At 68.0% G+C, this 14,578-nt stretch carries 13 protein-coding genes; 8 read left to right on the forward strand and 5 right to left on the reverse strand.

The genetic code is table 11. The annotated features are described in order from the left end of the window. Both U9977_RS18100 and U9977_RS18105 read left to right on the forward strand, forming a co-directional pair. The coding region (locus tag U9977_RS18100; RefSeq protein WP_322750459.1) for an acyl-CoA dehydrogenase family protein at positions 1–1,278 on the forward strand (1,278 nt) is incomplete at its 5' end. Next, the gene (locus tag U9977_RS18105) at positions 1,275–2,216 is read left to right on the forward strand and encodes a sugar phosphate isomerase/epimerase family protein (RefSeq protein WP_322750460.1); all 942 of its coding nucleotides are present in this window, start codon (positions 1,275–1,277) and stop codon (positions 2,214–2,216) included. The genes U9977_RS18100 and U9977_RS18105, both read left to right, overlap by 4 nt. Before the next feature lie 84 nt (positions 2,217–2,300). On the opposite strand, the gene U9977_RS18110 is transcribed toward U9977_RS18105, so the two are convergent. Further along, entirely contained in the window at positions 2,301–2,609 is a 309-nt protein-coding gene (locus U9977_RS18110) for a hypothetical protein (protein WP_322750461.1), read from the reverse strand. 7 nt (positions 2,610–2,616) lie between these two features. After that, a complete protein-coding gene (locus U9977_RS18115; RefSeq protein ID WP_322750462.1) occupies positions 2,617–4,125 on the reverse strand; it encodes a fatty acid--CoA ligase family protein in 1,509 nt (502 codons plus the stop codon). A gap of 392 nt (positions 4,126–4,517) precedes the next feature. On the opposite strand from U9977_RS18115, the gene U9977_RS18120 reads away from it, so the two are divergent. Genes U9977_RS18120 through U9977_RS18130 form a run of 3 tightly spaced genes read left to right on the forward strand, consistent with a single transcriptional unit; the run spans position 4,518 to position 7,257 of the window. After that, positions 4,518–5,711, forward strand: a complete 1,194-nt coding sequence (locus U9977_RS18120) for an amidohydrolase family protein (RefSeq protein ID WP_322750463.1) — start codon at positions 4,518–4,520, stop codon at positions 5,709–5,711. Next, entirely contained in the window at positions 5,708–6,517 is an 810-nt protein-coding gene (locus U9977_RS18125) for a CoA pyrophosphatase (RefSeq protein WP_322750464.1), read from the forward strand. Before U9977_RS18120 ends, U9977_RS18125 begins: the two co-directional genes overlap by 4 nt. Then, entirely contained in the window at positions 6,514–7,257 is a 744-nt protein-coding gene (locus U9977_RS18130) for a nitroreductase family protein (protein WP_322750465.1), read from the forward strand. Before U9977_RS18125 ends, U9977_RS18130 begins: the two co-directional genes overlap by 4 nt. Positions 7,258–7,391: 134 nt before the next feature. Here the strand turns inward: U9977_RS18130 and U9977_RS18135 are convergent, their stop codons facing one another. Both U9977_RS18135 and U9977_RS18140 read right to left on the reverse strand, forming a co-directional pair. After that, positions 7,392–9,881, reverse strand: a complete 2,490-nt coding sequence (locus tag U9977_RS18135; RefSeq protein ID WP_322750466.1) for a CoA transferase — start codon at positions 9,879–9,881, stop codon at positions 7,392–7,394. A gap of 164 nt (positions 9,882–10,045) precedes the next feature. Next, positions 10,046–10,969: an alpha/beta hydrolase gene (locus U9977_RS18140; RefSeq protein WP_322750467.1), complete on the reverse strand. Its 924-nt coding sequence runs from the start codon at positions 10,967–10,969 to the stop codon at positions 10,046–10,048. Between the two features lie 304 nt (positions 10,970–11,273). On the opposite strand from U9977_RS18140, the gene U9977_RS18145 reads away from it, so the two are divergent. Further along, positions 11,274–11,903: a hypothetical protein gene (locus tag U9977_RS18145; protein ID WP_322750468.1), complete on the forward strand. Its 630-nt coding sequence runs from the start codon at positions 11,274–11,276 to the stop codon at positions 11,901–11,903. A gap of 48 nt (positions 11,904–11,951) precedes the next feature. Here the strand turns inward: U9977_RS18145 and U9977_RS18150 are convergent, their stop codons facing one another. Further along, positions 11,952–12,407, reverse strand: coding sequence for an NUDIX hydrolase (locus tag U9977_RS18150; RefSeq protein WP_322750469.1), 456 nt, complete (start codon positions 12,405–12,407; stop codon positions 11,952–11,954). A 483-nt stretch (positions 12,408–12,890) separates the two neighbouring features. Here U9977_RS18150 and U9977_RS18155 point away from each other — a divergent pair, with 483 nt between their 5' ends. Together U9977_RS18155 and U9977_RS18160 are read left to right on the forward strand one after the other, a co-directional pair. After that, entirely contained in the window at positions 12,891–14,135 is a 1,245-nt protein-coding gene (locus U9977_RS18155; RefSeq protein ID WP_322750470.1) for an ATP-binding protein, read from the forward strand. 8 nt (positions 14,136–14,143) lie between these two features. Continuing rightward, on the forward strand, positions 14,144–14,449 hold the full coding sequence (locus tag U9977_RS18160; protein ID WP_322750471.1) for an N-6 DNA methylase: 306 nt from the start codon (positions 14,144–14,146) through the stop codon (positions 14,447–14,449). Positions 14,450–14,578 lie beyond the last annotated feature (129 nt).

The following is a 14,578-nucleotide window of genomic DNA, read 5'->3' on the forward strand; positions in this document are numbered from 1 at the left end:
GGCTTTCAGACGGATCCCGATTACCAGAAGCTGCTCGACTGGGCGGACGAGTTCGTCCGCACCGAGGTTGAGCCTGTCGACCGGTTGGTCCGCCAGCCGTACGACCTCGCCGACCCGGTCCGTGCCGCGCTCATCCCACCGCTGCAGGAGAAGGTCCGTGCGCAGGGGCTGTGGGCCTGCCACCTCGGCCCGGAACTCGGCGGCCCCGGATACGGCCAGCTCAAGCTCGCCCTGCTCAACGAGATCCTAGGCAGGTCGCGCTGCGCTCCCAGTGTTTTCGGCTGCCAGGCACCGGACTCGGGCAACAGCGAGATCCTTGCGCATTTCGGCACGGATGAACACAAGGCGACGTATCTCGCGCCGTTGCTGCGTAATGAGATCGTCTCGTGCTTCTCCATGACCGAGCCGCAGGGTGGCGCCGACCCGAAGGTCTTCCGGACCCGGGCGGTACTGGACGGCGACGAATGGGTGATCAACGGGGAGAAGTGGTTCTCCTCGAACGCCCGTTTCGCCTCCTTCCTGATTGTCGTCGCGGTGACCGACCCGGATGCCTCCCCGTACCGGCAGCAGTCGATGTTCATCGTCCCAACCGACACGCCCGGCATCCGGTTCATCCGGCACGTCGAGCTCATCGACGAGGATGCCGGTCAGGGAACCGAGGGTTACATCGCGTACGAGAACGTGCGGGTGCCCCGCACCAACCTGCTCGGTGCGCAGGGCGGTGGTTTCGAGGTCGCACAGGTCCGCCTCGGCGGCGGCCGTATCCACCACGCGATGCGCACGGTCGGCCTGGTGAAGTGGGCCTTTGACATGATGTGCGAGCGGGTGCTGTCCCGGTTCACCCAGGGCGAGATCCTCGCGCGCAAGCAGTTGGTGCAGGAGGCCATCGCCGACACGTGGATCCAGATCGAGCAGTTCCGGCTGCTGGTTCTGCGGACCGCCTGGCTGATCGACGAACGTCAGGACTACCGCCAGGTCCGCGGTGACATCGCGGCCATCAAGGCGGCCATGCCGAAGGTCATGCTCGACGTCACCTCCCGGGCACTGCAGCTGCACGGCTCGTTGGGTCTGACCAAGGAGATGCCCTTTTTCGACATGCTCGTCGCCGGTTACACCGTCGGCCTCGCCGACGGTCCGACCGAGGTGCACAAGGTCACCCTCGCCCGTGAGGTGCTCAAGCGGTACAAGCCGACCGACGGGCTCTTCCCGACCAACCACCTGATCGCCCTTGAAGAGCAGGCCCGGGAACGCTACGCCGACGTGCTGGCCGACCTGTGACCGAGGAGCAACCGGCCGCTACCGTACTGGCCGCTACCGCACCTGCCGCCACGAGCGGCGGTGGGCTCGTGCTCTGCAACGTCTCGGTGGCGTCGCTGAGCTTTCGCGATGTCGTCACCGCCGCCTCGGCAGCGGGCTTCGACGCCATCTCGATCCTGGGCCGTTCGCTGCATCGGGCCCGCACCCGGGAGGGGCTGTCCGACTCCGACATCAGAGCCATGTTGGATGACAACGGCCTTGCCCTCACCGAGATAGAGGCGGTCGGTGACTGGCTCACGCCACCCCCGGTCGATCAGCCGGCGTTCATGAACCAGGTTCTCACCGAGGCCGAATATCTCCAGGCGGGACGTTCGCTGGGGGCCAGGACGCTGGTGGCGACGCATTTCGGGGATTCGGTCGAGCTGGACCGGGCCGCCGAGAAGTTCGCGGGCCTGTGCGACCGCGCCGCCGACCACGGGCTCAACGTCGCGCTGGAAGCGGTGGCGTGGGCAACCATCGGTGACATCGGGACGGCATGGGAGATCGCGCGCCGTGCCGACCGGCCCAACGCCGGCGTGCTCGTGGACGCCTGGCACCACAACCGGGGCCCCGGCGCCGGCGACGCCGAGTTGCTGCGCCGCGTCCCCGGGGACCGGGTGTTCGCGGTGCAGCTCAGTGACGCCGCGGCAACGCCGGTGGGCCCGCCCCTTGAGGACGTCCGGCACCGGCTGCTGCCCGGCGAGGGCAGTCTGGACCTGACCGGGCTCGTCGGCATTCTCGACGACGCCGGGGTGCGGGCACCGATCGGAGTCGAGGTCCTCAGTGCCGAGATCCTCGCGCAGGGTCCGGCCGGCGCCGGGCGGATTCTGATGGACGCGCTCCGCGCCACGCTCGACCGCGCGCGATCGACCGTGGCAACGGAGCCGACTGCAACGGAGCCGACATCGCCGGGGAGATAGACCCCGACGGTCAGGGGCCGTCCAGCCGGTGATCGATCACGCTGGACAGCCCCTGACCGAGGGCACCTGAGCGGGGAACCTCGGTCAGTCGCTGGATGGAAGCGGCTTGGCTTCCTTGAGCAGCAGGGGGGTCAGCCCATCGGCGACGGTACCCGCTCCGGCCTTGGTGACGAGGAGCTCGATCTCACTGGCCTCGTCGGTGTACCGCTTGCCCAGCAGCGCCCCACCGGAAAGTTCCGGCTTGAGGTCCAGCCCTTCGGCCGGCGTCTCCTTGGATGCGATCATCGGATGACCACCGCAGGTCAGGTCGATCTCGCTGGACCCGGGCCGGACCACGATCACCTCTGTGGAGCAGACCTGGCTCCGCAGCCGCAAACCTGTCTTGAGCCGCATGGTGTGCTCACGTCCTTTCGTATGTCGTGGAAGCGCCGATCTCGGCGACCAGCTGACGGCGTAGAAGCTTGCCGGTGGGCGTGTAGGGAAGGTCGTCGCGAAAGATGACCTCGTCGGGAGTACGGGAGCTGCGAAGCCTGGCCCGGACCCAGGCGCGCAGGTCATCCGGTTCCGGTGCCGCGTGCGCCTCCGGCACGACGACCGCGGTCAGGCGCTCGCCCCACTCGATGTCGGGCAGGCCGATGACGGCCACCTCCTTGACCGCGGGGTGGTGGATCAGCACGTCCTCGATCTCGGCCGGCGCGATGTTCTCGCCCCCGCGGATGATCGTGTCGTCCGACCTGCCTTCGACGAACAGGTAACCGTCGGCGTCGAGCCAGGCCCGATCCCTGGTGGGGAACCAGCCGTCGGCGTCGAGGACGGAGCCCAGCTCCAGGTACTCCCCGGAGATCTGACTGCCTCGCACCCACAGCTCGCCGATCTCGCCGGGGCCGGCGACCGCTCCGGCGGAGTCGCGGATCTCGCCTTCCACCCCGGGAACGAAACGGCCCGCGGAGGCCAACCGGGCCTGTACCGCCGGGTCGGCCGACGCGAGCGCCTCGCGGTGGTCCTCCGGACCGAGGATCGCGATCGTCGAGCTCGTCTCGGTGAGTCCGTAGGCGTTGACGAAGCCGGTACCCGGAAATGCGACGAGCGCCTTCTCCAGGACCGGACGAGGCATCCGGGCGCCGCCGTAGGCGATCGCCCGCAGCGTCGGCGTCGGTGCCTGGGCGCCAGCAAGCTCCTCGACGATGCGGGCCAGCATTGTCGGTACGACCATGGCGCTGGTCACATCCTCCTCGGCCACCAGGCTCAGCCATGCGGCCGCGGAGAAATTCGGCAGGTAGACGAAGCGGCGGCCGGCATAGAGGTTCGTCAGTACGGTTCCGACACCGGCGATGTGGTACGGCGGGACACTGGTCAGGGAGGCCTCGTCCGGTTCGGCGGAACCGAACTCGACCGTCTGTAGGACGTAGGAGACGAGGTTGGAGTGCCGGAGCACGACCGCTTTCGGCTTGGACGTCGTCCCGCTGGTGAAGAGCAGGACCGCCGGTGCGTCGTCGTCGACCTCGATCGGCTCGGCCGGTTCCGCGAGTGCGGCGTCAGCCAGCCAGTCCTCGCTGCGGTGGATCTTCAGGCCGGTTCTGGCCACAACGCCCTGAAATGCCTCGTCGCAGACGACGACCGGCCCGTGTAACTCGCCCAGCAGCCCGTCCAGTTGATCTTCGCTGAGCCGGTAGTTCAGCGGAACGAACGGCATCCCGGCCGCAGCCGCGGCGAAAAGGACGGCGGGGAAGGCGGCGCTGTTGCCACCGAGGTACGCGACCCGTTCGGCCCCGGAGGAGCGCAGCAGCGTGGCTCCGCCGGCTGACACCCGGACCAGGTGCTCGAAGGTGATGCCGTCGCCACGCCGCCCCAGCGCCACCCGGTCGCCGAAGGCCATCGCGGCCATGTCGAGCAACATCCCGATACTCATAGACCCCGCCTTAAATCATCGCTTCAAATAAGCTCTCGCATTGTAATTTAGGGATCAATCCACATGCATTGGTTGCCGAGCGATCATCCGGCGATCTCTTTCGCGATCTTCGTAGTTCCCTGGTTGAGCCCTGGCGTTCCCCGTCGTCCTCCGGCTGGCGCCTCGTCCGGCCGGTCCGCTCGCCCGGTCCGCTCGCCCGGTCGGGTCGATCGGTCGGGTCGATCGGCGAGGCGGGCGGTAGGGCCTGTCCGGCAGATCCTCGATCGCATCGACGGGTATCCGCTGGACGAACTCTAGCGTATGATCAGGAATACTAGTATGCTAATTAGACGAAATGGCTCGTAGAGTCGCGAGGCTCGTAGGGTCGCGAAGATGGATGCGGGGAGACTCCGATGACAGTGCTCGACTTCGGCCTGTTCGACTGCGACACGCACTGCTACGAGACCAGGGACGCCTTCACGAAGTATCTGCCGGCGCAGTGGTCCGAGTACGCGGTTCGGCCGATCAAATTTGAGGGCGGCCTTGAGAAGATCATGGCTGCGGACCGGGTCGCGACCTTCAACTCGGAACAGGGGCTCGGCTTCGACCTGGCCTACCGGCCGGGATCCCTCAAGGAGATGTTGCGCCAGATGGCGTCCGGCAACCCGGACGAGACCTATGAGCCGGAGCCGATGCGCCCGGAGTACCACGACCGTGACGTGCGCCTGCAGTTGATGGACACCCAGGGGGTGGACAGGGCTGTCGTCTTCCCGTCCGCGATGGCCCTGTCGGTCGAGAACTACGTGAAGAACGTGCCCGCCGCCTATGCCAACGTGCACGCCTTCAACCGGTGGTTCGAGGAGACGTGGGGCTTCGCGTACAAGGACCGCATCTACGGCCCGGCTCTGCTGTCCCTGCGCGACCTCGACCTCGCTGTAACCGAGCTGGACGACCTCCTCGCGCGCGGGGTCCGGGTTGTGCTGCTGCCGACCGGCCCCGTCAACGGCCGTTCGCCCGGCGACCCCTACTTCGACCCGATCTGGGCCCGGCTCAACGAGGCCGGCGTGACCGTCGCCTTCCACATCATGGAGAACTGGTACAACGAGCACATCGCGCCCGCCTGGGGTCACGAGGCCTTCCCCGCGGCCTGGCACATGTCGGCGTGGCAGTGGAACAACCTCTACGGCGAGCGGCCCATCGAGGACACCCTGTCGGCGCTCATCTACGACAACGTCTTCGGGCGGTTCCCCAACCTGATGGTGCTCGTCGCCGAGTTCGGCGCCTCCTGGGTGCCGCATTTCATCGAGCACATGGACAAGAGTCGGGGGATGGGCCGCAACGGCCCGTGGATCGGCGGTCGCCTCACCGAGCGTCCCAGCGCGATCTTCCAGCGTCACATCCGGGTCGCGCCCTACCCGGAGGACAACGTTGCCAAGATCGTTCGCGATCTGCCTGAGGTCGACTGCCTGGTCATGGGCTCGGACTTTCCGCACGCGGAGGGGTTGGCCGTACCGGCGGACTTCACCGGGCTGCTCACATCGCTGACGCCGGAGCAGCAGCGGAAGATTCTTCGCGGCAACGCCGAAAAGCTCTTCGAGAACGCGTGATCAAGCCGGCGGATGCTCGCCGGCCCGACGACCCGGATGCCGCGGGTGCGGCTCATGCCGGCCCGGTTTCCAGCGGGCCGGCCGCTCCGCCGCAGCCGTACGGGGACACCTTCTCGGGTTCCCGTACCCGCCTGGACACGCCGTCGCCGTGGGCCGAGCTGCCCGCGGAGACGCGTCAGGGGATCGGGATCGACGCGGTCCGGCGTGCGTTCAGGCACCGAGAAACTCCGCTGCCCGCCCCGCACCGGCCGGGTATCCGAGACGCGGCGGTCCTGCTTGTCCTGTTCGAGGAGGCGGACGAAGCCCGGGTCGTGCTGATCGAGCGCTCCGGCACGGTCAGCACGCACCGGGGGGAGATCGCCTTCCCCGGGGGCGTCTGCGACGCGGGCGAGACATCCGTCCAGGCCGCGCTGCGGGAGGCCTGGGAGGAGATCGGGCTTGTGCCCGACAGCGTCGAACTGCTCGGTGAACTGGATTCGCAGGCCGCCGAGCTGACGAAGTTCCAGATCACCCCGGTGGTGGGTCTGGTCGCCGCCCGACCGGTCCTGGTGGTCAACCACAGCGAGGTTCAGGATGTCTTCGACGTTGCGCTCGCCGAGCTGATGGCCGACGGCGTGTACCGGGAGGAGCTGTGGGTCGCTCCGGATGGCAGGTATATGGTCCCGTTCTTCGATCTTTCCGGGCGAAGCGCCTGGGGTGTGACGGCCGCCATGCTCCATGAGCTCCTCAAGGTCGTGGCCGGAGGCGGCCACGACGACCGTCCGCAGTCTCCTGCCATGGGTGCTTCTGTTCGGAACGCACAGTGACGCCTACCGAGGAGAATGCCGAGGAGAATCTCGGTCCGAACGAGGTCGTCGGCCTGCTCGAGGGGATCGCCACCACCAGGGCCATCCGCCGGTTTCGCCCGGAGCCGGTCAGCGAGGACGCGCTCGCCACAATGCTGTTCGCGGCATCGCGCGCACCCAGCGGCTCGAACCGCCAGCCGTTCCGTTTTCTCGTCCTGCGCGACGGCCCGCGAGCCATGGCGGCCCGGTCCCTGATCGGCCGGGCGGCCCGGGAACAATGGACCAGGAAGGTTGTCTCGGACGGCTACGAACGTGGCAGCGGGGCGAGTTCCGATACGCCCAAGGCCCGGATAGCCGCGACCATGGCGCATTTCGTGGAGACCTTCGAAAGCGTGCCGGTCATCGTCCTTCCCTGCCTGGTCCGTTACAGCGAACCTAATCCGGCGGAAGGCGGGTCGATCTACCCGGCCTGCCAGAACCTGCTGCTGGCCGCTCGGGCGCTGGGCTACGGCGGCGTGTTCACCGGCTGGCACCGGATCGTGGAACTCGATCTCCGCCGGCTGTTGGACATCCCCGACAAGGTTTTCATCGCCGCGACGATCGCGCTCGGCCGGCCGGCCGGCCGGCATGGGCCGGTTCGCCGTCAGCCACTGCGGGACATGGTCTTTGAGGACGGTTGGGGGGAGACGACGACCTGGGCGGTCGACCCGCCTGGCACCCGCTATACCGACGCCGGCCCGCCCGCGCACTCGCACAAGTAGCTTCAGCCGCTCGGCAACCGCTCGGCAACCGCTCGGCAACCGCTTGAGCCGTTTCCGTGAAATCTGCGCCGATTTCCTGGACACCGGCGGGGCGACGGTTCAGCCGTCGCCCCGCCGGAAGTGGCTCGTGTGCGCTACGCGGGGAGGTCGGCGCCTGCGACGATCGTGGCGTCCTTGAGTGCCGCGATGGCGTCAGCGTCATAACCGAGTTCGGTCAGCAGCGTTTCGGTCTGCTCACCGAGCACGCAGCTACGGCCGATCCGCCCGGGCGTTTCCGACAGCGCCGCCGGCAGGCCGTGCACCCGGATCCGGCCGAACAGCGGGTGGTCCACCTCGGCGACCAGACCGGTGGCCAGCATGGTCTCGTCCGTGCAGGTGAACCCGGAAAGGCCACCCTCGAAGACGGTCACGCAGGCGAGCCCTTCGGGAACGAACAGGTCCTCCCATGCCGCAGCGGTGTCGGTGAGGAGGACGTCTTCCAGGATCGAGGTCAGGTCGTCGTCGTTGGACACCCGACTTTCCACCGTGGCGAAGCGGGGGTCCTCCAGCAGCTCCGGACGCTTGATCCCACCGACGAGGATCTCCCACTCCTGCTGCGTCGGGGCGGCGAGGAAGACCCAACCCGGCGACGTCCGGTAAAGGCGGTACAGGGCGTTGTACCCGTGTTGTTCGGAATCCAGGGTGGGCGCGGGCGGCTTGCCCGCGTAGGCGTTGACGTCATCGGAGTAGGTGTAGGCATTTCCGTTGATCATGGTGGTGGAGACGAGCTGTCCCTGCCCGGTCCGCTGCTGGTGGGCCAGCGCCAGCATGATGCTGGAGAAGACCGCGACCGCGGCGTTGGAGTCACCGTCGGTGAGACCACGCAGCCTCGGCTGGACGATGGCCTGTATTTCGGTCAGGTCGAAGCTGCTGACGAGATCGGGGTCCATCCAGTAAGCGGCCTGCTTGAACAGGCTCCCGGCCACGGCGCTCGCGGCGTCGGCATAGAGCGGGCGGGTGCTGTACGGTCCGCTGCTGCCGTACCCGGTGGCGTGCACGTAGATGAGCTTGGGGTTGGTCTCGCGCAGGGTCGGGTAGTCGATGCCGAGACGTTCGGCCACCCCGGGCCGGAACCCGAGGACGAAGACGTCCGCCTTTGCGAGCAGAGCCTTGAGGATCGATTTTCCCTCGTCGGTGGCTACGTCGACGGCGATGCTCTCCTTGCCCGCCATCGTTTTCACGCCACCGGTCTCGCTGACCCCGAAGGAGCTGCGCATCGGGTCGCCCGCCAAACCCTCGATCTTGATCACCCGTGCGCCCATCGCGGCGGCAAGGGCGACCCCGAACGGCATCGCGTAGAAGTAGCCGAACTCGACAATGGTCACCCCCGCGAGGGGATGGACCGGGGCGGTGTCGGTCGGGGTCGGCGGAGCTGACGGCCCGGCCAGCCCGCCGGAAACTACGGCCTCCGGGCGCGCGATCTGACGATCGTCGCGTGCCCTTTGGCCGATCAGCGGACCGTTGTTGGCGCCGAGCGCGGGTGCGGACCGCTCGATCCGGCACGGCGTCGCTTCGAAGGCCGCGACCGGGCCGACCTGGCGGATCGGGCCGCGCTCCGGATCGTCGATCGTGATCGAGTGCCCGTTGTAGATCATCTGCGGATGGTCGAGTGCCTCCTCGCAGGTCGCGCCGATCTCGAAGGCGACGTCCACGTCGGCCTCCAGCAGCGGTACCCACTCGGCGAGCGTCCTGCTCCGGACGGTATTGCTCAGCAGGTCCTCCCAGCGCTGCGCGTCCGCCGGCGTCTTGAACCGCGGCATGTCCGCGAAGAGCGGGTCGGTGATGAGCTGCTCATGGCCCAGCACGCGGGTGAGCGCCTGCGCCTGGTGGGGGAGCTGCGGATTGGCGATGATGAAACGGCCGTCCCTGGTTGCCATCGTGAGGCTGAACCGGCTGGCAGCCAGTGCGCCGCCGCGGGCACTGATGATGACGTGGGGTTCACCGCCGGTGTTCTTCGCGTACTGCCAGTGCATCGTCCCGAAGTAGTCGACCGGGTTGTAACCCTGTACGAGGGTGGCCTCGACGCGCTGTCCGCGTCCGGTCCGCTCGCGGACGATGAGCGCGGCCATGATGCCGCCCAGTGCCATGTGCGCAGCGCCTGTGTTGGCCAGGGGGGCGGCGACGAAGATCGGGCCGGGCCGGAACCCGAACTGTCCCCGGGCGAACGCCCCGGCCTTCGCCGCGACCACGCCCTCGTAACCTTTTAGACGCGCGTACTTCCCGGTGGACCCGAAGCCGTTGACCGAGCAGTAGACCAGCGCCGGGTTGGCCGCGTGCAGGGTCTCGTAGCCGAGATCCCAACCCTGCGCGACGCCCGGCTCGAAGCTCTCGATCAGCACGTCGGCATGGCTGGCGAGCTCGGCCGCCTCGGCCCGGCCCGCGGGGGTGCGCAGGTCGGCGACGAGGCTTTCCTTGCCCCGGTTCCAGACCAGGAAACCGGACGGTGACTGTGTGCGCAGACGGTCGCCCTGCGGTGGCTCGATCTTGAGCACCCGGGCTCCGTTATCGGCGAGGATCATCCCCGCCAGGGACCCGGCAACACTGCCGGCACCCAGCTCGAGCACTGTCAGACCATCGAGGATCATCGATACCGCTTTCCAGGGCCGTGGGTCACACCGGCACCAGAGCCCTGTGAGCCGTCCTGATTCCCGCCGTGGGGGAGGAGGCCGGGCGCTCAGCTGCAGGCGCTCCTAATAGGTAACGAATCTAACAGCTTGTGCAGGTCGGGGACAGACCGCGCATCCGGCGGTTACCGGTCGTCGTCCGCGGTACCGAAGACGAAGTCGCTGATGAGATGGGCAAGCTCGACCGGCCGGTCGCCTTGGACGGAGTGCCCGGCGCCCGCCACGGTCTCGACGCGGGTCGTGGGCTGGCGGCGACGGAACTCGGCCACGTCGTCCTCGGTGACGACGCCGGAGGTCGACCCCAGCACGAGCATCGCCGGTGCCGGCAGCGCGCTGACGTCATCCCACAGTGGCTCGAAGTCCAACATGCCGCCAGGGCCAGGGGGGGCCAGCCGGTCGTACCGCCAGGCCCAGCGGCCGTCCGGGAGTGGGTGGGCGTTGTGCAGGATGCCGCGGCGCAGGGAGCTGACCGACCGGGTCGGGTTGTGGCGGACCGTCCGTTCCAGGATCTCCTCGAAGGAGGGGAAGGACTCCGGGCCGTTGACGAACGCCGCGATCGGGGCGCTCTTCGCCAGCGTCACGCTAGGCGTCACGTCGACGACCACAAGCCGGCGGACGAGATGTGGGTGGACGGACGCGAGGCGGATGCCGGTGAGCCCGCCGAGGGACATGCCGATCACACCTGCGGCCTGCGGCGCGAGTTCGCTGATCGCGCCGGCGAGGATCTCGGCGTTGCGGACCGGCCAGTAGTCACCGTCCGACCGTTTGCCGGAGTGACCGTGCCCCGGCAGGTCGAAGGCCACCAGCGGGCGGTCGCCCAGCGCGAGGGCGACGGTGTCCCAGGTGTGGGCGTTCTGCGCCCCACCGTGGAGGAACACCAGCTCGGCGGGTCCGTCACCCCAGACCAGGGCGCTTATCCGTTCGCCGCCGACATCGACGTTCTCCCGCCGTACCAGCGGCGGACCGGCCCAGGCCAGGCCCGCTTCCCGTGCGTTCTCCTCGAAGAACCCGAACTCGTCGTATGCGGGCAGTTGTGCGGCCGCTGTCATGTGGGCCTCCCGGGGTGATCTGTTCCTCGAACGCCCGCGTGCGGTGACCGGAGATCGTGACGGTCCCCGTGAGGACTGGCTTATGCATCCGATATAGTTACAACATATATCTATATCAGGTACGGTCCGGGCTGGGTAGACCGTTGCCTGGTCGTGGTTGGTGACAGGATCGTGTCCGGTGAAATCCTGACCGAGACTACATTGTGAGTCTGCACAGTCACCAAATGGTCAAAGGGTGCACGATTATCGTTGTGTTCGCGTGCCCGGAGGCCCCAGGGCTCTCCACGGGGGCGGGCTGACGGTCATGGACGCGCGCATCGAAGAGCTGGCCCGCAGGTCGGTGCGGGACACTGACAGCCTGCTCAAGGCCTTCCGCAACAGCGCGGAACTGCGGATCGTCGTCACCGTCGACATGATCGCAACGGGCACGGACGTCCGGCCGCTGGAATGTCTGCTGTTCCTGCGCAATCCGCGCAGCGCCGTACTGTTCGAGCAGATGAAGGGCCGGGGTTCCCGGACCATCGACGGCGACGACTTCCAGGCGGTCACCCCGGACTCGTCCGTCAAGGACCGGTTCGTGCTGGTGGACGCGGTCGGTGTGCTGGAGAGCGAACGGGCTGAGGCGGCCCCGCTCGCGCAGCACACCGAAAAGCAGATCAGCCTGGACAAGCTGCTGCGCAAGATCGGGACGCTGACGATCGACGCGGACGAGGTGTGCACGCTTGCGTCCCGCCTCGCCCGGCTCAATCAGCAGATCACCCCGGACGAGCGGGCCGAGCTCGAACAGCTCGCCGGGGCGCCGCTCACTGCCGTCGTGTCGAGCCTCGCTCGCTGTGCCGACACCGATGCGCTCGACACCGCCCGCAGGGCCGGTCCGGGCGCGCAGCGGGCGCTGGTGGAGGATGTCGGAGGCCGGGCGAAGAAGGCGACGTAGAACCTGGACTGCGTGGGAGATGAGCGGGGTCTTGGATAGGGAGCCGGGCTATGCGTCCCGCAGCTCCCGGTATTTACTCAGCACGTCCTTCACGGCATCCGTCGCCGACAGTTCCTCGTTGATCGGCGTCCAGGTGTAGGCGTCGTGCTCCTGCAACTCGATCGGCTCCGGGCTGGTTACGTCCACAGCGAAGTTGAACTGTCGGCTCTTCTTGCCGCTTCCGGACGTGTAATCGAAGCTGCCCAGGTAATCACCGAGCGCATCCACGTCGAGGCCGGTCTCCTCCCTGACCTCGCGGATGAGCGCGGTGTCCAGCGCTTCCCCTGGCTCGACCTTTCCGCTGGGCAACTCGAAAATGCCGCCCATGAAATCATCCTCGGGGCGTTGTAGAAGGAGAACCTTGTCGTCGTGCTGGACGACCGCGCCGACAACGAATTGCTGCACCCCGTCGGCTTCGGCTTCGGCTTCGGCGGCGAGTCGGCGGAGAAGGGACGAGTGATCCATACCATTATCCTCTCAAGTCGTGGTAATGCTCGGTAACTTTGTGGACCGCTTCGGCGCGCAGCTGCGCCAGATGGTGAACGATCGTGGATTATCCCGCACCGCTCGGGCCGTCGATGCTCACGAACATGCCCCGCTCGTTGTTAGAAAAGGGACGGTGTTTCACCGTCGTCCCTTCCTGATGGTTTCTCGCAGAGTTCTTCCAGCGACAGCGGACCTGCCCCGGCAGGTTGGGCGAGGTGGACGAACAGCCGGGCCGTGACCAGTGCGTCGCAGGTGGCGCGGTGCGGTGCGGCGCGAGAGTCGGGAAGACCATGCGCGTAGACCCGCCGCCCACCTGGCCGGTAGGTAGGCCGCGAGCGCGTCGAGCAGCCGCACGGCACGGTCTAGGTGCGCTGGATCGCGGTTCGAACGCGTGTTAAATTATTGATGATCTACGTGTAATTTCCATGGTCAACTGTGTGCTAATTCCATGATCGGACATTCGTGCGTGCCTACGTTCCTCGTCTGCTCGACACGGAGTTGCAGGATGTCGTCGCCTCCCACCCAGCCGTCCTCGTCGTCGGCCCCCGGGCGTGCGGCAAGACGACCACGACCCGGCGTGTCTGCCAGTCGATCCTGCGCCTGGACGTCCCGGCGCAGGCCGCGGTCGTACGGGCCGACCCCGACGCGGCGCTGCGCGGGCTCGAGGAGCCCGTCCTGATCGACGAGTGGCAGGTCGTGCCCGAGGTACTCGGAGCGGTGAAGCGGGCCGTCGACGACGACCCGCGCCCGGGGAGGTTCGTGCTCACCGGATCCTCGCAGGCCGACCTCACCGCCTCGGGCTGGCCCGCGACCGGCAGAATCGTCCGGCTGACGATGTATCCCCTCGTCGGCCGGGAACGCCACGGCGACCCCACCGCGCCCTCACTGATCGACCGGATCCTCGACGGCGGCGCGGACGCGTTCGCGGATCCCCCCACCGGCTGGGACCTGCACGCCTACGTGACCGAGGCACTCACCAGCGGCTGGCCGGAGGCGCTGCGAACCGAGGCCGACCGAGCACGCGACCGCTGGCTGACTGGCTACGTCGACCATCTCGCGACCCGGGAAGCCCAGGCGCTCAGCGTCGCACGAGACCCCCTGCGACTGCGCAGATATCTCCAGGCGATCGCCGCCAACACCGCCGGTGTGCCGACCCACAAGTTGCTCTACGACTCGGCGGGCATCGGACGCGAGGCAGCCGTGGCCTACGACGACCTCCTCGACACCCTTATGATCACTCAGCGGGTCCCTGCCTGGGCGGACAACCGCACGAACCGCGCGGTCCGGCTGCCCAGGCGATACCTCACCGACCCCGGCCTCCTCGCCCCGTTGCTCCGTATCGACCACCGCCGCGCGCTCCGCGACGGCGACCTGCTCGGACGCATCATCGACACCCTCGTCGCCGCCCAGTTCCGCGCCGAGTGCGCGCTGAGCGTCGTCGGCGCCGACCTATACCACCTGCGCGACGCCAACGGCCGCCGTGAGATCGACCTGCTCCTCGAAGCCCGAGACGGCCAGGTCATCGCCATCGAGGTCAAGGCATCCGCGGCCCCCTCCCACACCGACGCACGACACCTGGAATGGCTTGCGGCGGAGATCGGTCCACGGTTCACCCTCGGGCTCCTCGTACACACGGGCCCACGGGTCTTCCAGCTCACAGAGCGCATCCTCGCCGTCCCCGCAGCAAGCCTCTGGTCCTCCCGCTGAGGACGCCGGTGCCGCGGAAACGCCACGGCGACCCCACCGCGCCCTCGCTCGTCGACGGCACGGCCCGGCTTGCCGCCATGAACATGCTGCTGCACGGCATCGGCCAGCCGAACGGGCCGTCCCCGATCGAGGTGGCCGACGCGCTCGCCCGACCGTCCGGCCTGCACCCGAGCGTGATCCTGGCGAACCCGCCGTTCGGCAAGAAGTCATCCATCACAGTGATCGCTGACGACGGCCGCGCCGGGCGGGACGACATCTCCTACAGTCGCCAGGACTTCTGGGTCACGACCACGAATAAGAGCGCCCGGCAGTAGGGGCGTGGATGAAGGAGCGGGGCTGGGGTGCGTGCATCGCGAGGCGGAGGAGGGAGGCACCCTGGTGTTGGGTGTCGACCGACGGAGCCGGGGTACCCGTGCCTCGCGCAGCGATGGACGGGGAGCGAT

Origin of the sequence: Protofrankia sp. Cas8 (genome assembly GCF_963555845.1) — a bacterium.
In the GTDB taxonomy this organism is placed as follows: domain Bacteria; phylum Actinomycetota; class Actinomycetes; order Frankiales; family Frankiaceae; genus Protofrankia.

Bases quoted from the DNA above. Each gene is read 5' to 3' on its own strand.
- U9977_RS18110 (WP_322750461.1), bottom strand. From the start codon at position 2,609: ATGCGGCTCAAGACAGGTTTGCGGCTGCGGAGCCAGGTCTGCTCCACA.
- U9977_RS18150 (WP_322750469.1), bottom strand. From the start codon at position 12,407: ATGGATCACTCGTCCCTTCTCCGCCGACTCGCCGCCGAAGCCGAAGCC.
- U9977_RS18145 (WP_322750468.1), top strand. From the start codon at position 11,274: ATGGACGCGCGCATCGAAGAGCTGGCCCGCAGGTCGGTGCGGGACACT.
- U9977_RS18140 (WP_322750467.1), bottom strand. From the start codon at position 10,969: ATGACAGCGGCCGCACAACTGCCCGCATACGACGAGTTCGGGTTCTTC.
- U9977_RS18135 (WP_322750466.1), bottom strand. From the start codon at position 9,881: ATGATCCTCGATGGTCTGACAGTGCTCGAGCTGGGTGCCGGCAGTGTT.
- U9977_RS18120 (WP_322750463.1), top strand. From the start codon at position 4,518: ATGACAGTGCTCGACTTCGGCCTGTTCGACTGCGACACGCACTGCTAC.
- U9977_RS18115 (WP_322750462.1), bottom strand. From the start codon at position 4,125: ATGAGTATCGGGATGTTGCTCGACATGGCCGCGATGGCCTTCGGCGAC.